The following is a 21355-nucleotide window of genomic DNA, read 5'->3' as shown; positions in this document are numbered from 1 at the left end:
CAATGGCCGAACAGGCACCCTATATCCTGATCCTGTATTACAGCCGAAACGGCCAGACTGCCGAACTGGCAAACCAGATCGGTCGGGGTGTGGCCCGGGTCTCTGGGGTCGACGCCCGCGTACGCACCGTCCCACCGGTTTCACCGGAGACGGAGGCGTCGCTTCCACCGGTTCCGGACAGTGGCGCACCATACGCCAGTAAATCGGACCTCGCCAACTGTGCCGGACTGGCCCTCGGCAGCCCGACCCGTTTCGGCAACATGGCAGCACCTCTGAAGCATTTCCTGGACACCACCGGTGATCTCTGGCTCAGCGGTGCGCTGTCCGGCAAACCCGCCGGTGCCTTCACCTCGACGGGAAGCCTTCACGGCGGCCAGGAAAGCACCCTGCTGACCATGATGATTCCGCTGTTGCACCACGGTATGGTGCTGTGCGGCCTGCCCTATACCGAAAAGGCGCTGGGCGAAACAGAGACGGGGGGCACACCATACGGTCCCAGCCACTGGGCGGGCACCGGGGAGCAATTACCCGTAAGCCCCCATGAAAAGGCGTTATGCCAGGCGCTGGGCGAGCGCCTGGCGAGTTTTGCACTCAAGCTGGCAGCCTGATACACCAGGCCCCGCCTGACGTAATGCACTTGTATACTCTTTCTGGAATCACGCTATGCTTCACAATCCGAAAGCCCGGAACACAGCCCGGCTGACTATCCTGCTGTACTTGGGAGTGCTGGCAACGCTGCTGGTCACCACCTTTTATCCCGCCCCTGTGGAGGGTGTCTCAGTTCCGCTCATGCTGACGGTTAAACTGTTGCCATTACTGGCTTTCGCGGTACCGGTGTTCCGTGGCCACAACCGGGGTTACATCTGGTTGGCGTTCGTGGTCATTTTCTACTTCACCCAGGCGGTGGTTTCCGCCTGGTTGAGCGAGGGGGCGGCCGGGCCGATGCTGCTGACCGTGCTTACTTTTCTGCTGTTTACGACGGCCATGGTACACCTGAAAGTGAACCGGCCGGTCGCAAGCTGATCCACCCTGACAATGAGCCCGACAACGAGACCCCATGTCTGACACCAGTACGCCTGAAAGCGCACGAACACCAACGGTACCCGCGCACAGCACACTGACCCTGAGGGACGTGTGCACGGCGCTGGTTACCAGCGGGGAAATCAGCCAGGACGACGCCGAACGGGTTCTGACAGCCAATCTTGGCGCGGCCACGGGCACAGGCCAGGCGGCAAAACGCCATCCGCTGGAACTGGTTGCCATCGCAGCCCTGACCAGCCGGAGAACCGACCGGGCGCTGGACCTCGACCGCCTCACCCAATGGCTCGCCGACTGGGCCGGACAACCCTACTATCACATCGATCCGCTCAGGATTGACGCCCCCGCCATCGCCAAAGTGATGTCTTACGCGTTTGCCCAACGCCACGGGATTCTTGCGGTGGAAATCCATCCGGACGAGGTGTTGGTGGCCAGCCCGGAACCGTTCAAAAGTGACTGGCAAGGCAATCTGCGTCAGGCCCTGCGCAAAGACATCCGACGGGTCGTTGCCAACCCCGAGGATATCCGGCGCTACACCGTTGAATTCTATCAACTGGCCAACTCGGTGAGTAAGGCCGGGGGCAGCCAGTCCTCCGGCACCGGCGGCAACCAGAATTTCGAACAGTTACTGGACCTTGGCACCAGCGAAAACCCCGATGCCAACGATCAGCATGTGGTGAAAATCGTCGACTGGCTGCTCCAATATGCCTTTGACCAACGGGCTTCCGATATCCATATCGAACCTCGCCGAGCCGTTACCCAGGTACGGTTCCGGATCGACGGTGTGCTGCACAACGTCTATGAATTTCCGGAGCACGTTGGCGTGGCGGTTACCAGCCGCCTGAAGATTCTGGGCCGCCTGAATGTTGCCGAGAAACGGCGCCCACAGGACGGCCGGATCAAGACCCGAAAGCCCGACAACCGGGAAGTGGAGCTGCGGCTTGCCACCATGCCGACCGCCTTTGGCGAGAAAATGGTGATGCGGATCTTCGACCCGGACGTGCTGCTGAAGTCATACGAGCAGTTGGGGTTCGGCAAGGAAGACCGGGAGCGCTGGCAGAGGATTACCTCCCATCCCCATGGCATTGTCCTGGTGACCGGCCCCACCGGCTCCGGCAAGACCACGACGCTCTACTCCACACTCAAGCAGGTCGCCTCACCGGAGCTGAATGTCTGCACCATTGAAGACCCGATCGAGATGGTGGAACCGGCGTTCAATCAGATGCAGGTTCAGAACAACATTGAACTTACCTTTGCCGCAGGGGTTCGGGCGCTGTTGCGTCAGGATCCAGACATCATCATGATCGGGGAGATCCGCGACCTGGAAACCGCTGAGATGGCCGTACAGGCGGCACTCACTGGCCACCTTGTTCTTTCCACCTTGCACACCAACGATGCGCCCAGCGCCATCACCCGCCTGATGGAACTTGGCATTCCTCCCTACCTGATCCGCGCAACCGTTCTCGGTGTCATGGCCCAACGCCTTACCCGAAACCTGTGCCCGCACTGCAAGACGCCCGGCCCTGCCGACGAGCAGGCCTGGCAGACCCTGACCCGGCCCTGGAAAGCTCCGATGCCCAAGCAGTTCTACCAGCCCGTCGGCTGCCTGGAGTGCCGTAACACCGGGTATCTTGGTCGGGCCGGCGTCTACGAGATCATGAGCCTGTCGGATGGCCTGACCCGACAAATCACCGACCGCTGCGAACTCGAACAGTTGCGACTTGATGCCTACAAGGAGGGCATGAAATCCTTGAGGCTAAGCGGCGCCCAGAAAATTGCGGCAGGACTGACCACCGTTGAAGAGATTCTTCGGGTCACCCCGGAAAGCCAGCGGTGATGATCAGCTGACCTCAGGCACCCGGCCGCAACCCGCACTGATCGAGAAGGTTCTGCCAGGCCCGGGTATGGCGTGACATGGCCCCATCAAGTTCCCGCCAGAGGCTGCTCTCTGCAGCCTGGGACAGATGCCTTTGATACCAGGTCTCAAAGGCTGACGGCATGACACTCCGCTGTTCTTGGGCCAACGCGGCAAGTGGCTCGATCAGGGCAACCCTGGCACGACGCACATCGCTCATATACGGCTGAATTTTCTCGATGTAGACGCTGAAGAACATGCCCTCAACGATCTCGGACTGATTATTCGGTTGGCCGTTCAGGCACAGGGGACGCCCCTTGACCCGACCCCGAATCAAAGCCGTGGCATCATCAAGTCGGGTCTTCAGCAAGGCTGCGCTGTTGATCAGCTGACCGGCCCGGTACTCTGCCTGCCACCGCTGCTGCACAGACCCGGCGAATTCGAGCGACATATCAAGCGTTCCCGACCGCAGGGCCGCCACCGCATTTTTCAGTTCGTTGGCATCAAGCGCCAGATCCGACACCGGATTGTTCTCAGGGGAGACGGGATAATAGCCTTTGGCGAGGGTAAACAGGGTCTCGACTTCCTCAACCCCCCAGGTGGCATTCCAGATTGCAATAGGCAGGGATTCGCGTTTGCTTTCTATGGCCTTTTCCAGCGCTTCCACCAGTTCTTCATCGTCGGTTTCGGGCAAGCAGTCTTGCGCCGCCTCGATAAACCGCAGTTCATAGCGCAGCCGGTTCAAAGGCTGCATGACCTTGCCCATGACTGAATTCTTTTCGCCGACCACGAACTGCAATTCGCAGCCATACAACGACAGGAAATCCAGCATGCCCATATCCAGTTCCGGCATGGGAAGAACCCGGTGGCGGCGTCTGGGCATTTGCGAGGGAGTCTCAATGGCAGAGAATACGGGCTCCGTTTCCAGAACCCGGGCGACCCGCTCGACGTACTCATCCATCATCGGGCGGGCCTCAGAGAAGGGGTTGCATCCACTCAGGAGGACCAGGAACAGGCCGGGAACAAAAATCCTGATCCATCTGGCACCGGGCATGAACGCCTCCTGAGTCTTGCCAAGGGAAAAGTTACCGCTTGCGCAGAAGGGTATCTACCTCCGAGAAATCACGGGCCACGAACCGACCGGCTTCCGGCAGTTCGCCCTCGCGAACCAGCCAGGCTGTTTTCATACCGGCGGCCTCGGCCGCTTCAAGCTCCGCCTCGACATCAGACAGGAACAAAACCGTCTTGGCCTCCACACCCAGTTCGCCCAGGATCGCCCGATAGGAATCGGCCTCTTTCTTGCCACCTATGCGGGTATCGAAATAGCCGGAGAAATACGGAGTGAAGTCACCGGCCTCAGTAAACCCGAAAATCAGCTGCTGGGCTTTGACCGAGCCAGAGGAATATACGAACAGACGCAAACCCCGATCATGCCAGCGCTGAAGGTAGTCGGCCGCATCAGCGTAGATGTGCCCCTTGATCTCGCCTTGCTGATACCCCTGCTCCCACACCATGCCCTGGAGCGTTTTCAACGGGGTTTCCTTGCGGTCCTCTCTGATCCAGGCCTGCAGGGTCTGGATCAGGGCCTCAATATCGTCTCGATCAATGCCGGCCTTCTGCGCCACCGCATCCAGCTGTTCGACCACCGCCGGACTGTCTCCGTGATGCGCCCGTATGAATTCCGGGAGATGCTCACTGGCGTAGGGAAACAGCACGTCGTGCACAAAGGAGATCGAGCTCGTCGTCCCCTCGATGTCGGTCAGGACCACCCGGATCATCCGGCAACTCCCGCCAATGCTTCGTACCGCGGCAGGCGCCCTGCAATGTCCTCACCGGTAAAGTCCGCCACCCAGCCTTCGGGATTGGTGAACAGACGGATACAGGTGAACCGGGGCTCCGGGCCCATGTCGAACCAGTGCCGGGTACCGTTCGGCACACTGATCAGGTCATTTTTCTGGCACAGTACTGCATAAACCTGATCTCCGAGGTGCAGGTAAAAGAGCCCCTGCCCGCGGACGAAGAAACGGACTTCGTCCTCGCTGTGGGTATGCTCGTCCAGAAACTTCTGGCGAAACGCGTCCTTTTGCGGATTGTCCGGATTCAGACTGATCACATCGGCGGTCTGAAAACCGCTCTCGCCCTTCAGCGCGGCAACCTCGTCCTGATAAGCCTCCAGAATGTCGTCCTGGGAGGCGTCCGCCGGCAAATCTCGGGTCGGCCACTGCTCGAAGCGAATGCCCTGCTTTGCCAGCAGGTCACGAATCTCCGACGGCTGTTCAGTCACTGTGTGCGCTGTCTCTGGTTGGCTCTGGTTAAAAATACTCAAGGTAGTCATGGGCGAACCCTCATGGTTTCAAGCTCACATTCAAACAGGAATTCAAAGGCTTCCACATGGCGGAGGCAGTCCGCCATGGTTTTGCCCCAGGTATAGAGGCCGTGGCCGCGTATCAGATAACCGGGCTGGTCCGGATGGTCGGCGAACCAGGCTTTGGTATCCCTGGCAAGCGCCTCAATATCCTGGGTGTTGTCGAAGACCGGCACGGACAAAACGGATTCGTGGGTCTGCACGCCACTGAACGCTTTTTGCAGCTCATAGCCTTCCAGCACCAAAGGCTGACCGGCAGGCAGCAGCCGGCTCAGCACCGTGGCTTTGACAGAGTGGGTGTGGAGCACCGCGCCCACGTCGGGAAACACGTCATAGAGCACCGTGTGCAAGAGGGTTTCCGCCGAAGACCGGCAATCACTCTGAACCGGATGGCCGTCCAGATCCACCACCATGACGTCGCCGGCGCCCAGTTTACCTTTGTGCCGACCGGATACAGTAATGGCGATGTGCTGGTCATCGATGCGCGCGGAATAGTTGCTGCTCGTGGCCGGCGACCAGCCCCGCTGATACAGGAAGCGCCCTGCTTCAACAATGGCATCCGCCGCAGCGGCGTATCGGGTTACATCAAACACGGCTAATCCCCCAGGAATCGAATCGCCTTGGAAGCGTTCATTTGCCGACATTATAGGGATGGTGAAGCAGCCCGCAAATGATGTCGTGCCGCCAGGAGTCAACAGACCTGGGCGAAGAGCCCCACCAGGGTCCAACAATCGTACAGAGCCGGCTCCGCTCGCCCTTGTTCAGCCAGGTTGCGACATCACGAATGACCGAGTTGCGACCGGTGCGCCTTCGCCGGACATCTCAGCCCCTGGCCTTCAACGGCAGGCTGCGCTGGCGTTCGCCAGTCAGGGCAAATAGTGCGTTTCCAAGCGCCGGGATGACCGGGGGAACGCCGGGCTCACCGACACCGGTTGGCGCAGCCTCGCTGTCGACGATGTCTACCGTTACATCCGGCCGCTCGAAATGCCGCATCAACCGGTAGTCATGGAAATTGCTTTGCTGGACCTCACCGTCTTGCAGGGTGATCTCGCCATAGAGCGCCGCGGTCAGACCAAAGAGAATTCCCCCTTCGATCTGGTCCTCAACAATTCTGGGATTGACCACCTGGCCGCAATCCACGGCCGCAGACACCCGGTGCACGCGGATGGCGCCATCCTCAATCCCGGCCTCGACGACCTGCGCAACAAAGGTTCCGAAACTCCGGAACAGGGCGATTCCACGACCACGCCCCTTGGGCACCGGCTGATCCCAGTCCGCCAGCCGGGCGGCACGATCAAGCACTTCAAGGTGACGGGGCTCGGACGCCAGCAGCCGGCGGCGAAACTGGTACGGATCCTCTCCGGCCTCATGGGCAAGTTCGTCCATGAAGGTCTCAACCGCGAAGCCATTGTGGGAAAAGCCCACCGAACGCCACCAGGTAATCGGCACGCCGGGGTCGGTATGGGTGTGGCGGATCTCGATATTGCTGACCGCGTAGGGGTAGTCGACTGCGCCTTCAATGGCCGACATATCCTTGGGCGTGGCAACGCCCTCCAGCATCAGACCCATCGATCCGAGACTGTCATACATGAATTTGGGGGCCCATGGGTATTGGGCCGGAGCCGCATTGCGCACATACCAGTCGAGAATCTGGGGGCCAACAACCTGGTGGTGCCAGCCAGTCAGCTCCCCGCCCGAGAGCGACGCCCTCATCCGATGCAACATGGCCGGACGATAGAGATCATGGCGAGTGTCTTCCTCACGGGACCAGATGACTTTCACCGGTTTTCCTGTCCGGTACGAGACCGCAGCGGCTTCCTCGATGAAATCCTGGGTCAGACGGCGCCCAAATCCGCCCCCGAGGAAGGTTGTATTGATCGTGACGTCATCCGGCGAAAGGTCTGTCGCCCGGGCGGCTGCAATCTGCCCGAGATCCGGCGCCTGGGTCGGAGCCCAGATTTCCAGGCTGTCTTCCCGGTACCAGGCCGTCGCGTTCATCGGTTCCAGGGTCGCGTGAGCCAGGTAGGGCTGGGCGTATTCCGCTTCCAGCACCGTCGGTGCTGACTTTACAGCCTCGTCAAAATCGCCCTCGCTGCGTTCGGATTCCCCCGGGTCCTCGTCTGCGGCTTTGCGATAGGTCTCGAACACCTCGGTGGTGGATAAGGCCAGTGCCTCCGAGAAATCCCATTCAACGCTCAATTTCGCCTGGGCCTTCCGGGCACGCCAGTATTTGTCTGCGACCACGGCTACGCCACGTTCGATCTCGATCACGTCCACGACACCGGGCATGACCCGAACTTCTTCCGCGTTGAAGGAACGGGCACGACCACCAAAGCGAGGCGCGCGGGTCACCACCGCGTAGAGCATGCCGGGCAGCTCAATATCGATACCATATTCGGCAGTGCCCGTGGATTTCGCTTCGGCGTCCAGCCGGCCACCCCGCATACCGATGTACTTCCACTCGCTGCGGGGTTTGAGCCGGACATCGCCGCGAATAACCTCGTTGGACGCCAGCTCGACCAGCTCGCCAAAGCGCATGGAGTCGATTCCGTTGGGGTGCACTACGTGCCCGTCATGGACGGAACAGTCGGCAGCCTCAACCCTCCAGACCCGGGCTGCGGCCATTACCAGCATCTGCCGGGCCGACGCCCCAGCGACTCTCAACGGTTCCCAGCTGGTGGCCACGCTGGTACTACCACCCGTAAGCTGAAGTTTGTACAGAGGGTTGCGGTATTCCGGTGCCGCCGGCGCAAACTTTGGCGTTATCGCCTCGGGCGCCACTTCGAGTTCCTCGGCAATCAGAGTCGTCAGACCCGTATAAGTGCCTTGCCCCATCTCGACTCGCGCAAGGGTAAAGAAGATTTCATCGTCCCGGGTCAGCTCGAGCCAGGCATCCGGTTTCCATTCACCGGTGTCAGGTTGGAATCCGGTCTGGACGCCGGAACAGCCGGGCAATGAGAGCGAAAGCATCAGACTGCCGGACGTGCCGGCACTGACTTTCAGAAAGTCGCGTCGGTTCATGCTCATTTTACGCGCCCTCCTTTGGCTCGGAAGGCATGGCATTGGCAACCGACTCAACGGCGGCAACTATTCGCGAGTAGGTGCCGCAGCGGCAGAGGTTGCCCGTCATGGCTGCGACGATGTCCTCGCGGGATGGGCTGGCGTTGGTGGCCAGCAGGTGGGCTGCGCTCATGATCTGGCCCGACTGGCAGTAACCGCACTGCGGCACGCCGTGTTCGATCCAGGCCTCCTGCAAGGCGTGCAGGCGTTCCCGGTCGCCCAAACCTTCGATGGTCGTAACCTCGCCACCGGCCGCCAGTTCCACGGGCGTAGAACAGGAGCGCACCGGCTGTCCGTCGAGATGGACCGTGCAGGCGCCGCAGAGGCCTGCACCACACCCGAATTTGGTGCCCTTGAGCCCGAGTTCGTCCCGGATGACCCACAACAGAGGAGTATCCCCCTCGACTTCCAGTGAACGCTGCTCGCCATTGACTGTCAGGCTCAACGCCATACCCCTGCTCTCCCTGTGGTGCTTCCGGCGATCCGAAACGCTATGTTTTTATTCTTGCCGACCCGGATCGTGTCCGGGCCAGACCATCACTTGATGATTTCCTTGCCTTCCTTATCGACCCAGATTTTGCGCTCTCCGGAGTCCATCTGGCCGTTGGTGTTCCATACCTCTCGATTTTCGGTGGCGCCTTCCAGCTTGCCGTTGTCATTCCAGATGACTCGATCCTTGCAACCGGCAAGTGCGGCTACGGCGAATACAATCAACAACATTTTTTTCACGCTACTACCTCTCTGGGACCGCTTATGCGGCTTGATTAGGAAAAACTGGGATGCGGGGCGGATTAACGGCTCCCGTGAAGCTCACGATTGTGCTGCTTGTCCCGTTCACTCTTTCGAACCATGACATAGACGGCACCGGTGCCGCCATGGTGTTTCTGGGCCGAATGAAAAGCCAGCACATCTTCAAGCTCGGGCAGCCACTTCGCCAGATAACTCTTTAACTGTGCAATACCATCGGGATTGCGCTCACCTTTGCCGTGCAGAATGATTACGGATCGCAACCCGTACCGGACGCAATCCCCGACAAACGCAAACACTTCCCGGCGCGCCTGATCAACAGTCATCCGGTGCAGATCCAGTCGGGCTTCGATCGGATACTGCCCCAAACGCAGCTTGCGAAACACACCGTGCTGGATACCCGGACGCTGCCAGGCCAGGATGTCATGAGCCGTCAATGGCTCAACCATGTCCGAGGTCAGCGGATTCCTGTCCTTGATAACCTTTTCAACCGCCGCACGCTGACGTTCCAGATGGCCCGGCGTCAGTTCCCTTGGCGTCTGGACCTGGGCGCGATTGGGCTTTTTTATACGCCTGACATCCTTCATCTCTTCGAGAAAGCTCTGGCGTTCTTCTTTCGTGGTCATGGCGGTGCTGTCAGTGTTCAGTGAATTGGCAAACTTTACCACTCGCTCTCTTTGCCTTAAAGAATTGCGATCCGGCCTCACCCGTTCGACGAAAATCGTAAGGCTCCTCATCGGCCAGGTGAACTACACTGGAACCGGACAATAATAACGCAGGCAAGGACCCCCGACATGGCCGCAGCGAATCAGGACAGCTCCCGCCCACACAACACCCGCGCGATCATGACATTCCTTCGGGAGCATGCTCCGTTTTCCAGCATGGATGACAACCATCTCGCTCATTTCGCAGAGCATGCCACTCTTCGATTTTACGCAGACGGAGATGAAGTCATATCTCCGGACGACGGGGTGGTAAAACGATTCTACATCGTAAAGCAGGGACGGATTCGCGGCGAACGCCACAACGAAAAGGAAGATCGCACCGATACCACCTTCGAAATCAGCCAGGGGGAGTGCTTTCCGCTGGCCGCGCTCATCGGCGAGAGGCCGACCCGCACCCTCCACAGGGCGTCAGGCGACACCTTCTGCCTGAGTATCGAACAGGACGCTTTTATCACTCTGTTCTCTGAAAGCGACCCCTTTCGAGATTTCTGTCTTCGCGGCGTGAGCAGCCTGCTCGATCAGGTCAATCAGCGAATCCAGTCCAGCGCAATGGCCTCGATCGGCTCCAGCAACACCCTTGACACCCCGCTTGAGCGCTACGCCCTCAGGAATCCCATCGTCTGCTCTCCGGACCTTCCAGTGCGAAAAGCCGTCGCCCGCATGCACGACAACAGTGTCGGCAGCATCATCGTGACCGACGACAACCGGCATCCCGCCGGCATTTTCACTCTCCGGGACCTGCGAACCATGATTGCCGAGGAGAAAGGTCCGCTGGACACCCCGATACGGCAGGTGATGACCAAGGATCCTTGCTGCCTGCCCTCTCATGCTGACGCCTTCGAAGCCGCCATGCTGATGGCGGAGCATCATTTTGCCCACCTGTGTGTGGTCGATGATGAAAATCGTCTGATCGGCGTGGTATCCGAGCGCGACCTGTTCGCCCTGCAACGGGTCGATCTCGTCAACCTCGCCCGTACCATCGGCACCGCAACCCACCTGCGCACCCTGATCAGCCTGAGAACCGATGTGTCGCGACTGGTCGATGCCATGCTGGCCCACGGCGCGGATTCGGGCCAGGTGGTAAAAATCATCACCACCCTGAACGACGTCACTGTACGCCGGGTACTGGAACTCAACATCAAGAAGAACGACCCCGGAGTCCCGTTCACCTGGCTGACCTTCGGAAGTGAGGGCCGACAGGAACAAACCCTGTTAACCGACCAGGACAACGGCATCCTGTTCCAGACGCCAGAAGGCATGACCGAGGACCAGGTTCGCGAGAAACTGCTCCCCTTCGCGCAAACGGTGAACCAGGAGCTCGCTGAGTGCGGTTTCACGCTGTGCAAGGGCAACATCATGGCGAGCAATCCCAAGCTCTGCCTCAGCGATCGCGAATGGGACGACTGGTTCATCCGGTTTATCGATGCCTCGACACCGCAGAACCTGGTCTACTCCTCTATTTTCCTGGACATGCGGGCCGTGTTCGGCCCCACCGAGCCTCTGCACCGTCTTCTGGATAAAGTGCTTTCCCGCATCCGCAAGAATGCCCTGTTCCAGAAAATGCTTGCCGGGAATGCGTTCCAGCGCAAACCGCCGCTGACCATGTTCCGCAACTTCCGCTACGTCTCCGATGGCAACAAGCACGCCCTCGATCTCAAGCGTCAGGGCCTTGCCCCGTTTGTTGAGTCGGTGCGGGTGTTTGCGCTCGCCAATGGAGTGGAATCCGCGAACACACTGGAGCGGATGGACGAACTCGCCAAGAAAGGAATATTCGATCCTAAAGATGCCAACGCGTGGAAAGAGGGTTACAGCCTGATCCAGGCCATTCGCATGCGATCCCACCAGGAAATGCTGAACCGGGGCGAGGAACTGACAAACTATATCAATCCGGACGACCTGAACCCGCTGGACCGGCGTATTCTGCGCGAGTCCTTCCGGCAGGCGCAGCGATTGCAGCAGAAACTGGAAGTAACCTACCAACTCTGAAGGCCGGCCTGAACCATGCTTGAGCAGATCAAACAGTGGATAGAACGGCGCCGCGGCGGCCGCAGCGCCGGCCTGGACTCGGAGAACCTGCCGAATCCCAAAACCCCGGGCGACCAGTTGCTTTCGGACAGCCGCCTGATTGTCCTCGACCTGGAGACGACTGGGCTGAATGCCGCCAAGGACGAGGTAATTGCCATTGGGGCTGTCGCCATTCGCGGCGGCGTCATTCACCTGAATGACCAATTCGACCTGATTCTCCGGCGACCGGAACTGGACATCACCGAAACTGTCCTGATTCACGGCATCGGCCACGAGGCTCTGACGCAGGGGCACGAAACCGAAGACGCCCTGCTCTATCTGCTGGACTGGATGAACGGCGATCCCGTGCTGGCCTACCATTCGGCGTTTGATCAGAAATTCCTGGAAAAAACACTCCGCAGCCAGTTGGGCTACACCACAAGCCACACCTGGATGGACGTGGCTGACCTGCTGCCCGCGTTCTTCCCGGAGGCCAAAACCGGTGGAAAAGGCCTGGATCACTGGGCCGACTACTTCGGTCTGGAGGTCAGCGCCCGACACAATGCTGCGGCCGATGCCCTCGCCACCGCCGAACTCACTCTGATCGCCCTGAATCTGGCGCGCAAGGAAGGCCTGAGGACGTTAAAGGAACTTCACGACAAACTGCATTACCACCGTCGCCTGCAAAACATGCATCGATTCTGAACAAATACCGATCGGGGGACTCCCTGAATGGTCGAAATCGGCGGCAAATCACTGAGAATTAGACCTTTTGCCAATATCTATCTATCCCTTGACGGGTAAAGTCAGGTATGACAACAAGTCGGAGAGTTACTATATGAATAATAAATTCTCTATCCGGAAAACCACATACAAAACGCACCCAACCTCCACAACAACAACACAGGAGTGATCTTATGTCTGGTCATAGCTACGACGCTGAAAACTACTGGAAGGCAAACCTGCGCCTGATAATCGGGAGCCTCGTCGTTTGGGCCCTCGTTTCCTACGGGTTTGCCATTCTGCTCCGCCCAATGCTGGCCGGTATTCCCGTCGGTGGAACAGACCTGGGCTTCTGGTTTGCCCAGCAAGGTTCCATTCTCACGTTCATCGCGCTGATCTTTCACTACGCATGGCGCATGAACAAGATCGACGAAAAATTCGGCGTGCACGAGGAGTAAGAACGAATGAGCCAATTTGCCATCAACATCATCTTCGTAGGGGGCTCCTTCCTCCTCTACATCCTGATCGCTATCTGGGCGAAAGCCGGTAGCACCAAGGACTTCTATGTCGCCGGCGGCGGCGTTCATCCGATCACCAATGGTATGGCGATCGGTGCGGACTGGATGTCAGCGGCGTCCTTCATATCCATGGCCGGCCTGATTGCCGCCGGTGGTTATGCCAACTCCACCTTCCTCATGGGCTGGACCGGCGGTTATGTGCTGCTCGCGATGCTGCTTGCTCCGTACCTGAGGAAGTTTGGCAAGTTCACCGTCCCCGAGTTCATCGGTGACCGTTTCTACAGCAAGAATGCGCGTCTGGTGGCGGTTCTCTGCCTGATTGTGGCCTCGGTAACCTACGTAATCGGTCAGATGGCCGGCGCGGGCGTTGCCTTCTCACGGTTCCTCGAAGTTGACGCCACCCTGGGTCTGATGATCGCAGCAATCGTGGTCTTCATCTACGCCGTACTCGGCGGCATGAAGGGCATCACCTACACCCAGGTAGCCCAGTACTGCGTTCTGATCATCGCCTACACCATCCCTGCCGTGTTCATCTCCGTGCAACTGACCGGCAATCCGATTCCCGGTCTCGGTCTGTTCTCCACACACGTGGATTCCGGCATGCCGCTGCTCACCAAGCTGAATCAGATCATCACTGATCTCGGTTTCAACGAGTACACCGCAGACGTGGACAACAAGCTGAACATGGTTCTGTTCACCCTGTCACTGATGATCGGTACTGCGGGCCTGCCGCACGTAATCATCCGCTTCTTCACCGTACCGAAGGTTGCTGACGCTCGCTGGTCTGCCGGCTGGGCCCTGGTGTTCATTGCCCTGCTGTACCTGACAGCCCCTGCGGTTGCCTCCATGGCGCGCCTGAACCTGATGACCACCATCTACCCGGACGGCACCTCTTCCGAGCCGATCCAGTACGATGAGCGTCCAAACTGGGTGAAAGAGTGGGAAGTTACCGGTCTGATCCAGTTCGAAGACAAGAACTCGGACGGCCGTATCCAGCTGTATAACGACAGCCCCGCCTTCGAATCCGAAGCACAGGCACGCGGCTGGGAAGGCAATGAGCTGGTCGTTAACCGGGATATCCTGGTACTGGCCAACCCCGAAATCGCCAACCTGCCAGGCTGGGTTATCGGTCTGATTGCAGCGGGTGGTCTTGCCGCGGCCCTGTCCACAGCAGCGGGTCTGTTGCTGGCGATCTCCTCCGCGGTCAGTCACGACCTGATCAAGGGTTCCATTAACCCGAACATCTCGGAGAAAGGCGAATTGCTCGCGGCACGGATCTCCATGGCCGTCGCTATCGTGGTCGCCACCTGGCTTGGGGCGAATCCTCCCGGCTTCGCGGCACAGGTTGTTGCACTGGCATTCGGTATCGCCGCTGCATCCCTGTTCCCGGCGCTGATGATGGGTATCTTCTCCAAGCGCGTTAACAACACTGGCGCCATCGCCGGTATGCTGACCGGTCTGGTCTTCACCCTCGCGTACATCTTCGTGTACAAGGGCTGGCTGTTCATTCCTGGCACCAACAACCTGCCAGACACCCCGGAAAACTGGGTACTGGGCATCTCCCCACTGTCGATAGGTGCGGTTGGTGCAATCGTCAACTTTGCGGTAGCCTTCGCTGTATCCAACGCAACTGAAGAACCGCCCGTTGAGATTCAGGAGCTGGTTGAAAGCGTCCGTTACCCTCGCGGTGCCGGTCAGGCTCAAGACCACTAAGCTACAAACCGACCTGATTCATTGAATTGACAGGTTGTACTGAACGGGCTTCCTCAATGAGGGAGCCCGTTCTTTTTTGAGGAAACGATCGTATGTTCTGGATTTTAGTCGCCACTGTATTCTGCGGCCTGGGCGCTGCCGGTATTGCCCTTGGCATCCGCAAAGCCACCCGCAATAGAGCTCCGAAGTGGATTATCCCGGTGTTTGCCGGAATGGGGATGCTCGGATACCTGATTCATGGCGAATACACCTGGTATGAACACAAGAAAACCCTGCTTCCGGACGAGGCGGTTATCGTCAACACTGAATCCGACAGCATTCTCTGGCGTCCCTGGACCTTTGCCTTCCCTTATGTCACCGCATTCTCGACCGTGGATACCAAAAGCATTAGCCACGATACCTCCAACTCGGATATTGTCCGTTTTACCCTGTATCGCTTCGAACAGAAACTGACTGACGCAGTGTCACATCGGATCCACATTCTCAATTGCGAATCCCGGGAACTGGTTCCACTGGGCTCCGACGGCTCGCCCCGGGTGGATAACATGAAGGTACTCGGTACCTCCGACACTCTGCTGAAAACAGTCTGCACCGGTTGAAGGGCCGGTAGCACAATGCCCGCACCCGATGGAATCGCTTTACCATGATTAGTGCCTGGCTGCTGGTTTTAATCTCTTTCACCTACATCTCGATTCTGTTTGTCATCGCCTGGGCCGGTGACAAACACCCGGGACTCTATCGCCGCCGGCTCGTGCGCACCCATATCTATGCGCTTTCCCTGGCGGTTTACTTCACGTCCTGGACTTTCTATGGCGCTGTTGGGCGGGCAACCCAGGAGGGTCTGGGCTTCCTGCCCATCTATCTTGGTCCGTTGCTGGTATTCCTGTTCGGTGCCCCGCTGCTCCGCCGCATCATCTACATCAGCAAGCGCAACAACAGCACCTCCATTGCCGATTTCATCGCCTCCCGATACGGCAAATCGCAGCTCCTGGCGGCAATGATTGCCACGTTCGCACTGATCGGAAGCGTGCCCTACATCGCGCTTCAGCTGAAGGCAATCTCCATGGGCTTTAATGTCCTCTCCGAAACCGGCACTGGGTCCACCGAACTCAGTACTGTCGCCTGGAACGACTCGGCCTGGTACATCACCCTTGCTCTGGCAGTCTTTACCGTCCTGTTCGGTACCCGTCACCTGGAATCCACGGAACACCACCGGGGGATGATTCAGGCCGTTGCCTTCGAGTCACTGATCAAACTGATCGCCTTCGTCGCCGTTGGGCTGTTCGTCGGGTATGGACTGTACGGCGGATTTGGCGACCTGTTGACGAGGGCAAGGGACGCAGACCTGATCAGCACCCTTACCACGGAAGGTCTTGAGGCTCCGGCGTTCATCACTCAGACACTGGTGGCCATGCTGGCCATCATCTGCCTGCCCCGGCAGTTTCACGTCATGGTTGTCGAGAACACCGATCATCGGGACTTTGAGATTGCCCGCTGGGCCATGCCGATCTACCTCATTGTTGCCAGCGCTTTCGTGCTCCCGATTGCCGCCGCCGGGCTGCTGGCCCCTGAGGCTGCAAACGGCAACCCCGACATCCTCATCCTGCAACTCCCAATCATGGCAGGCGAAGAATGGCTCGCCATTCTGGCGTTCCTGGGCGGCGGATCCGCCGCTGCCGCCATGGTCATAGTCTGTTCTGTCGCCATTGCGACCATGGTCAGCAACGAAATCATAATGCCGGCCTTGCTGAAATTCTTCCGCCCGAGAATGAACCGGCGAGCGGACCTGAGCTATCTGCTGCTCAGCATTCGCCGTGTCGCCATCTTTGTGGTTCTGCTCACCGCTTATGGTTTCTACCGAATGGCCGGCGAGGACTACAGCCTGACGGCCTTCGGGCTCCTCTCCTTTGCGGCCGCTGCCCAGTTTGGTCCGGCTCTGGTGGGAGGCATCATCTGGCGCCGGGGCAATTACATGGGCGCCGTCTGGGGTCTGGCTCTCGGTTTTCTGATGTGGTGCTACACGCTGTTGCTGCCAGCACTCGCGACCACAGGATGGGTTACCGACACCCTGATCAACCAGGGCCTCTGGGGATTGAGCTGGACCCGTCCAACCGCCCTGTTCGGATCGGAACTGGACCAGATCAGCCATGGCATTATCTGGAGTCTCGGGATCAATACCCTTACCTACACCGTCCTGTCGATGCTGACGCGTCAACGGGTGCGGGAAAAGATCCAGATTGCCTCGTTCTTCCATGATCCCCAACCCAAGGCAGAGACCGCTCAACATCAAAGCTGGCAGGGAGAAATCCTGACATCGGATCTGCAGGCGCTGACCGATCGGTTCATGGGAGAGGAGCGTTCGGAAACCATTTTCCGCAATTACGAACGTCGTAATGCAATTCGCCTGCATCCGCACCGTCCGGCTTCCTCGCATCTGATGAAGTACATTGAGCGTCAACTGGCATCGGTGATCGGGGCATCAACGGCGCGGGTGGTTCTGGAGTCAACCCTCACCGGCCGCGACATGCAGATTGAGGACGTGGTCAGCATTGTTGACGAAGCCTCCCAGGCCATGACATTCAGTCGGGAACTGTTGCAGTCGGCCATTGAGAATATCAGCCTCGGTGTGTCGGTCGTGAATCACCAGCAGCAACTGGTGGTCTGGAACCATCGCTACCTGGAGCTGTTCACATACCCTAAAGGCTTCGTTCGGGTCGGCCGTCCGGTGGAAGATTTGATGCGCTACAACCTGACGAATGCCAACCTGTCCGCAAGGCGTATTGACGACATCGTCGCCAACCGATGCGCCAGCATGCGCGAAGGCAAACCGATGTCCTACGAGCGCCAGCGTCCGGATGGAACGGTGCTGCGAGTCGATGGCAGCCCCATACCGGGTGGGGGCTATGTCACCACCTTCCAGGACATCACCGCCATGCGCCGAACCGAACAGGCGCTGAAAGAGACTAATATCTATCTGGAACAACGGGTCAAGGAACGGACCCAGGAACTGCAGGTCATCAACGAGCAGATGCTCAAGGCAAAGTCCGTTGCTGAACAGGCAAACCAGAGTAAAACCCGATTCCTCGCTTCTGCGAGTCACGACCTGCTGCAACCCCTGAACGCTGCCCGCCTCTTTACCTCTGCCCTGGCCGGCAAGGCCTCCGATGGCGAAACAAAGGATCTGGTTGATCACATCGACAGTTCCCTTGGCGCTGCCGAAGAGATCATCAGCACGCTGCTGGACATCTCCAAACTCGACGCCGGGGCACTGGAGCCGGACATTGGCGTTTTCCCTGTCAACGAGATTCTGCGCCACCTGGCGACGGATTTTTCCGCCATTGCCAAGGATCAGGGACTCGACCTGCACGTGGTACCCAGCACCGCCTGGGTCCGGTCCGATGCCAAGCTGTTGCGCAGGGTGATACAGAACTTCCTTTCCAACGCCATTCGCTACACCCCAAAAGGCAAGATCCTGCTCGGCTGCCGCCGACTCAAAGGCTATATCCGGATCGATGTCTGGGACACCGGACCGGGCATACCGGAAGATCAGGTAGCCCATATCTTTGAGGAATTCCGGCGCTTCCAGACCGGGCGGGACAAGAAAGGCCTGGGCCTGGGGCTGGCCATCGTCGACCGGATCAGTGGCATGCTCAACCACCCGGTAACCGTGCATTCAATCCAGGGTCGCGGCAGTCTGTTCGGCATCACTGTTCCGATTGCTGTTCCGGAACAGCGCGAGTCGGTCAGTGACAAGCCCTCGTCGGGTTCCCGCCGGGTTTCCAGCCTTGGCGGTCTCCATGCGCTGTGTATCGACAACGACCCCGCTATCCTCCAGGGTATGGTGGCGCTCCTGGGCAACTGGAAGTGTGATGTCACCGCGGCAGAGAGTCTGGAAGACGCGGTTCAGAAACTGGATGGTCGGACGCCTGAAATCATTCTGGCTGACTATCAACTGGATGATAACAAGAACGGGCTGGATGCGATGGACAGCCTCCGGGAAGCAGTCAGCAATGACATTCCCGGCATACTGATCACCGGTTACATGGCGCCAGAAGTCCGTGACGATGCGATAAACCGTGGCTATCACATACTTTACAAGCCCGTTAAGCCAGCAGCCCTGCGAGCCTTGGTCAACAAGTTACTCAAGCAGAAGCGGTCATGACTGATCCCAGCAACAAAGCCGGCGCGTTCAACAAACTGAGCTACCTGGTCATTGATGATTTCGAGAACTTCCGCCTTTCAATGCGCCAGATGCTCAGGAGTTGTGGTGCAGATAACATTGAACTGGTAGCCAATGCCGCACAGGCCATCCAGATCTGCACGTACAATCACATCGACGTCGTTCTGTGCGATTACAACCTTGGCGAAGGCCGAAATGGCCAGCATGTACTGGAGGAACTCCGACACAAGAAACTGCTGAAACGTTCGTCGCTCTTTCTCATGGTAACGGCAGAAACGTCCAAAGAAATGGTCATGGGCGCCCGTGAAAACCAGCCCGACGGGTACCTGACCAAACCCATCAATCGCGCCGTACTGGAACAGCGCCTGAGCGCCCTGATTGATCAGCGTACTGCGCTATATCCCATAAATCGTGAGATCGACCGGGAAAATTATCCCGAGGCCATCTCCCTGTGCCTGCAGACCTTACCCAAACAGCCGCGCTATAGAACCTGGTTGATGAAGACGTTGGGCGACCTTTACTTCCGTCTTGGCGACCTGGCGCATGCCGCGAAGATCTATGACGAGGTGCTCAACCAGCGGGAGCTGTCCTGGGCTCGGCTCGGGCGCAGCAAGGTACTGCTGGCCAACCAGAGCTACGACCAGGCGGTCGACAGCCTCAGACAACTCATCACCAAGCACCCGGACTACATGGAAGCCTACGATCTGCTGGCCGACGGCCTCGAACGTCAAGGCAAGGTAACAGAGGCCCAACGGGTACTCGAACAGGCCGTTGACCATTCCCCAAAAGCACTCTTGCGCCAGCGACAGTTGGCGGAACTGGCCGAAGCCAACCAGGACATGGAAACCGCAGCCGAGGCCTGGCGACGTACTGTGTCGCTCGGCACCCATTCCATCCACGACTGTGCCGAACATCACCTGGCCCTCGGCCAGAGCCTCTCAGAGCTCAGTGAGGGTGATCGAGAACCGGAAGGGGCAGATCGTGCTCACGAGGCCATTGCCGTGTTGAACCGGATGGAGAAACGATTTTCGGACCGGGACAACATTGGCCTACGGAGCAGGCTCATCCAGTGCCGGGTGCACGCCGGCCAGGGGAACCAGCAGGACGCTGAAAAACTTCTCGCCGGGATTGAGCAGGCTATTGAAAGCACAGATACGCTGGATGCCGAAACCGGTCTCGATTTTGCCAAGACGCTTTTCCGGGTCGAACGTGACAAGGACGCCAAGGCCCTGCTGGCACAGCTTGCCGAGCGCTTTTCTGACGATGCGGACGTTGTGCAGCGGATTGAGAACCTTCTTGACGAACCCGTGGGATTTCGCCAGAAACTTCAGGCTCGTACTCTCAACCGGGACGGTATAAAAGCCTTTGAGTCCGGCCAACTCCGGACCGCGGCTGAGGCTTTCTCCCGGGCACTGGCCGTGGTTCCGGACCACGCTGCCCTGAACCTGAATCTGGTTCAGGTGCTGATGAAGGAACATGAAGCCGATTCCAACAACACCGAACTCCTGAAACAGTGCAGGGAGTGCCTCAACCGGCTTGAGGGGCTTCCCGAGCAACACCGGCAGCATCGAAGGTATGTGGCGCTGTGCCGAAAACTGGAGGGACTTACAGCATGACCGACTCACAAGCGTCAAAAAAACCGGCCCGACCGGGCGACCAGAGCATCGATTTTTCAATGGTCCTGGCATCGGCCGTCCACGACATGAAAAACTCTCTGGGGATGCTACTGAACTCTCTCGACGAGTTACGAGCGGATTACGACAAAGCCCCGAATGACTCATCCCGCTTCAATACCCTGCAGTACGAAGCAGAACGTATGCATAACGATCTGGTGCAGTTACTCGGCATCTACCGGCTCGGTGAGGAAAAACTGTCGGCCCACATCGAAGAGCATTTCGTTCCGGACTTTCTATCGGCGCATCTTGCCCGCCACACGCCCCTTCTTAACGGCCTCGGCATCGAGTGTCACATTGAAGCTCAGGATATTAATGGCTTCTTCGATGTGGACTTGCTGACCGGCGTGCTGAACAACACCATCAACAACGCGCTACGGTACACGCGAAGCAGGATTCGACTGACGGCAGAGGAACGGAACGGCTATCTCGTCATTGGTGTTGAGGACGACGGCGAAGGCTATCCGGAGAGCATGCAGCACTCGGGGACGCTGAATTTCAGATCGCTGGACTTCGACAACGGCAGTACCAGCCTGGGCTTATTTTTCGCATCGTCCATCGCTCGCCTTCACTGTGAGGGCGAGCGAACCGGTTCCATCAAGTTGCACAATGGCGGCAGTCTTGGTGGGGGTGTCTTCGAAATCTGGTTGCCCTGACCGCGTCAGCAACTTTTCTCCGGGCAATAAAAAACCCCAGCCTCGAGGAAGCTGGGGTTTTTGGTATTAGGAGTCTGACGATGACCTACTCTCACATG

At 58.6% G+C, this 21355-nt stretch carries 19 protein-coding genes; 11 read left to right on the top strand and 8 right to left on the bottom strand.

Annotated elements, in window-relative coordinates; translation table 11 throughout:
• The first annotated feature begins 2 nt into the window (after nucleotides 1-2).
• Genes wrbA through K0B93_RS00085 form a run of 3 tightly spaced genes read left to right on the top strand, consistent with a single transcriptional unit; the run spans nucleotide 3 to nucleotide 2875 of the window.
• A complete protein-coding gene (wrbA, locus tag K0B93_RS00095; protein ID WP_219865246.1) occupies nucleotides 3-608 on the top strand; it encodes an NAD(P)H:quinone oxidoreductase in 606 nt (201 codons plus the stop codon).
• Nucleotides 609-663: 55 nt separating this feature from the next.
• Complete coding sequence (locus K0B93_RS00090) at nucleotides 664-1023, top strand: DUF2069 domain-containing protein (protein WP_219865245.1); 360 nt, start codon at nucleotides 664-666, stop codon at nucleotides 1021-1023.
• 34 nt (nucleotides 1024-1057) lie between these two features.
• Entirely contained in the window at nucleotides 1058-2875 is a 1818-nt protein-coding gene (locus K0B93_RS00085) for a GspE/PulE family protein (protein WP_219865244.1), read from the top strand.
• Between the two features lie 13 nt (nucleotides 2876-2888).
• Here K0B93_RS00085 and K0B93_RS00080 read toward each other — a convergent pair whose 3' ends face one another.
• The 8 genes from K0B93_RS00080 to smrA all read right to left on the bottom strand — a co-directional run bounded on the left by K0B93_RS00080 (nucleotide 2889) and on the right by smrA (nucleotide 9733).
• Nucleotides 2889-3947 carry a DUF3080 domain-containing protein gene (locus K0B93_RS00080; protein ID WP_219865243.1) on the bottom strand — a complete coding sequence of 353 codons (1059 nt, stop codon included), beginning with the start codon at nucleotides 3945-3947 and terminating at the stop codon, nucleotides 2889-2891.
• A 31-nt stretch (nucleotides 3948-3978) separates the two neighbouring features.
• A complete protein-coding gene (gene mtnC / locus K0B93_RS00075; protein WP_219865242.1) occupies nucleotides 3979-4671 on the bottom strand; it encodes an acireductone synthase in 693 nt (230 codons plus the stop codon).
• Nucleotides 4668-5228, bottom strand: a complete 561-nt coding sequence (locus K0B93_RS00070; RefSeq protein WP_219865241.1) for a 1,2-dihydroxy-3-keto-5-methylthiopentene dioxygenase — start codon at nucleotides 5226-5228, stop codon at nucleotides 4668-4670. Before K0B93_RS00070 ends, mtnC begins: the two co-directional genes overlap by 4 nt.
• The gene (locus K0B93_RS00065) at nucleotides 5225-5851 is read right to left on the bottom strand and encodes a methylthioribulose 1-phosphate dehydratase (protein ID WP_219865240.1); all 627 of its coding nucleotides are present in this window, start codon (nucleotides 5849-5851) and stop codon (nucleotides 5225-5227) included. Before K0B93_RS00065 ends, K0B93_RS00070 begins: the two co-directional genes overlap by 4 nt.
• Nucleotides 5852-6080: 229 nt before the next feature.
• Nucleotides 6081-8285 carry a xanthine dehydrogenase family protein molybdopterin-binding subunit gene (locus tag K0B93_RS00060; protein WP_219865239.1) on the bottom strand — a complete coding sequence of 735 codons (2205 nt, stop codon included), beginning with the start codon at nucleotides 8283-8285 and terminating at the stop codon, nucleotides 6081-6083.
• Between the two features lies 1 nt (nucleotide 8286).
• On the bottom strand, nucleotides 8287-8769 hold the full coding sequence (locus K0B93_RS00055; RefSeq protein ID WP_219865238.1) for a (2Fe-2S)-binding protein: 483 nt from the start codon (nucleotides 8767-8769) through the stop codon (nucleotides 8287-8289).
• 86 nt (nucleotides 8770-8855) lie between these two features.
• Nucleotides 8856-9038: a hypothetical protein gene (locus K0B93_RS00050; protein WP_228743114.1), complete on the bottom strand. Its 183-nt coding sequence runs from the start codon at nucleotides 9036-9038 to the stop codon at nucleotides 8856-8858.
• A 71-nt stretch (nucleotides 9039-9109) separates the two neighbouring features.
• Nucleotides 9110-9733: a DNA endonuclease SmrA gene (gene smrA / locus K0B93_RS00045; RefSeq protein WP_285369082.1), complete on the bottom strand. Its 624-nt coding sequence runs from the start codon at nucleotides 9731-9733 to the stop codon at nucleotides 9110-9112.
• 126 nt (nucleotides 9734-9859) lie between these two features.
• Between smrA and K0B93_RS00040 the strand changes: the two genes are divergently transcribed.
• The 8 genes from K0B93_RS00040 to K0B93_RS00005 all read left to right on the top strand — a co-directional run bounded on the left by K0B93_RS00040 (nucleotide 9860) and on the right by K0B93_RS00005 (nucleotide 21257).
• The gene (locus K0B93_RS00040; RefSeq protein WP_219865236.1) at nucleotides 9860-11776 is read left to right on the top strand and encodes a putative nucleotidyltransferase substrate binding domain-containing protein; all 1917 of its coding nucleotides are present in this window, start codon (nucleotides 9860-9862) and stop codon (nucleotides 11774-11776) included.
• Nucleotides 11777-11791: 15 nt separating this feature from the next.
• The gene (locus tag K0B93_RS00035) at nucleotides 11792-12499 is read left to right on the top strand and encodes a PolC-type DNA polymerase III (RefSeq protein WP_219865235.1); all 708 of its coding nucleotides are present in this window, start codon (nucleotides 11792-11794) and stop codon (nucleotides 12497-12499) included.
• Between the two features lie 212 nt (nucleotides 12500-12711).
• Nucleotides 12712-12975, top strand: coding sequence for a DUF4212 domain-containing protein (locus K0B93_RS00030; RefSeq protein WP_219865234.1), 264 nt, complete (start codon nucleotides 12712-12714; stop codon nucleotides 12973-12975).
• A gap of 6 nt (nucleotides 12976-12981) precedes the next feature.
• Nucleotides 12982-14748 (top strand): sodium:solute symporter family protein, encoded by a 1767-nt coding sequence (locus tag K0B93_RS00025; protein WP_219865233.1) that lies wholly within the window; start codon nucleotides 12982-12984, stop codon nucleotides 14746-14748.
• A gap of 92 nt (nucleotides 14749-14840) precedes the next feature.
• Nucleotides 14841-15347: a hypothetical protein gene (locus tag K0B93_RS00020; protein ID WP_219865232.1), complete on the top strand. Its 507-nt coding sequence runs from the start codon at nucleotides 14841-14843 to the stop codon at nucleotides 15345-15347.
• 44 nt (nucleotides 15348-15391) lie between these two features.
• A complete protein-coding gene (locus K0B93_RS00015; RefSeq protein ID WP_219865231.1) occupies nucleotides 15392-18910 on the top strand; it encodes a PAS domain-containing hybrid sensor histidine kinase/response regulator in 3519 nt (1172 codons plus the stop codon).
• The gene (locus tag K0B93_RS00010; protein WP_219865230.1) at nucleotides 18907-20544 is read left to right on the top strand and encodes a tetratricopeptide repeat-containing response regulator; all 1638 of its coding nucleotides are present in this window, start codon (nucleotides 18907-18909) and stop codon (nucleotides 20542-20544) included. The genes K0B93_RS00015 and K0B93_RS00010 overlap by 4 nt, the downstream gene beginning before the upstream one ends.
• The gene (locus K0B93_RS00005; protein ID WP_219865229.1) at nucleotides 20541-21257 is read left to right on the top strand and encodes a sensor histidine kinase; all 717 of its coding nucleotides are present in this window, start codon (nucleotides 20541-20543) and stop codon (nucleotides 21255-21257) included. Before K0B93_RS00010 ends, K0B93_RS00005 begins: the two co-directional genes overlap by 4 nt.
• Nucleotides 21258-21355: the final 98 nt, after the last annotated feature.

It is taken from the genome of Marinobacter sp. F4218, from assembly GCF_019443085.1.
GTDB classification, from domain to species: domain Bacteria; phylum Pseudomonadota; class Gammaproteobacteria; order Pseudomonadales; family Oleiphilaceae; genus Marinobacter; species Marinobacter albus.
Note: the sequence above shows the minus strand (reverse complement) of the source record. Positions and strands in the feature narration are given on the sequence as shown.

Excerpts from the sequence above, each read along its gene's own strand:
- wrbA (WP_219865246.1), top strand. The coding sequence starts at position 3 with ATGGCCGAACAGGCACCCTATATCCTGATCCTGTATTACAGCCGAAAC.
- K0B93_RS00090 (WP_219865245.1), top strand. The coding sequence starts at position 664 with ATGCTTCACAATCCGAAAGCCCGGAACACAGCCCGGCTGACTATCCTG.
- K0B93_RS00085 (WP_219865244.1), top strand. The coding sequence starts at position 1,058 with ATGTCTGACACCAGTACGCCTGAAAGCGCACGAACACCAACGGTACCC.
- K0B93_RS00080 (WP_219865243.1), bottom strand. The coding sequence starts at position 3,947 with ATGCCCGGTGCCAGATGGATCAGGATTTTTGTTCCCGGCCTGTTCCTG.
- mtnC (WP_219865242.1), bottom strand. The coding sequence starts at position 4,671 with ATGATCCGGGTGGTCCTGACCGACATCGAGGGGACGACGAGCTCGATC.
- K0B93_RS00070 (WP_219865241.1), bottom strand. The coding sequence starts at position 5,228 with ATGACTACCTTGAGTATTTTTAACCAGAGCCAACCAGAGACAGCGCAC.
- K0B93_RS00060 (WP_219865239.1), bottom strand. The coding sequence starts at position 8,285 with ATGAGCATGAACCGACGCGACTTTCTGAAAGTCAGTGCCGGCACGTCC.
- K0B93_RS00055 (WP_219865238.1), bottom strand. The coding sequence starts at position 8,769 with ATGGCGTTGAGCCTGACAGTCAATGGCGAGCAGCGTTCACTGGAAGTC.
- K0B93_RS00050 (WP_228743114.1), bottom strand. The coding sequence starts at position 9,038 with ATGTTGTTGATTGTATTCGCCGTAGCCGCACTTGCCGGTTGCAAGGAT.
- K0B93_RS00040 (WP_219865236.1), top strand. The coding sequence starts at position 9,860 with ATGGCCGCAGCGAATCAGGACAGCTCCCGCCCACACAACACCCGCGCG.
- K0B93_RS00035 (WP_219865235.1), top strand. The coding sequence starts at position 11,792 with ATGCTTGAGCAGATCAAACAGTGGATAGAACGGCGCCGCGGCGGCCGC.
- K0B93_RS00030 (WP_219865234.1), top strand. The coding sequence starts at position 12,712 with ATGTCTGGTCATAGCTACGACGCTGAAAACTACTGGAAGGCAAACCTG.
- K0B93_RS00025 (WP_219865233.1), top strand. The coding sequence starts at position 12,982 with ATGAGCCAATTTGCCATCAACATCATCTTCGTAGGGGGCTCCTTCCTC.
- K0B93_RS00020 (WP_219865232.1), top strand. The coding sequence starts at position 14,841 with ATGTTCTGGATTTTAGTCGCCACTGTATTCTGCGGCCTGGGCGCTGCC.
- K0B93_RS00015 (WP_219865231.1), top strand. The coding sequence starts at position 15,392 with ATGATTAGTGCCTGGCTGCTGGTTTTAATCTCTTTCACCTACATCTCG.
- K0B93_RS00010 (WP_219865230.1), top strand. The coding sequence starts at position 18,907 with ATGACTGATCCCAGCAACAAAGCCGGCGCGTTCAACAAACTGAGCTAC.
- K0B93_RS00005 (WP_219865229.1), top strand. The coding sequence starts at position 20,541 with ATGACCGACTCACAAGCGTCAAAAAAACCGGCCCGACCGGGCGACCAG.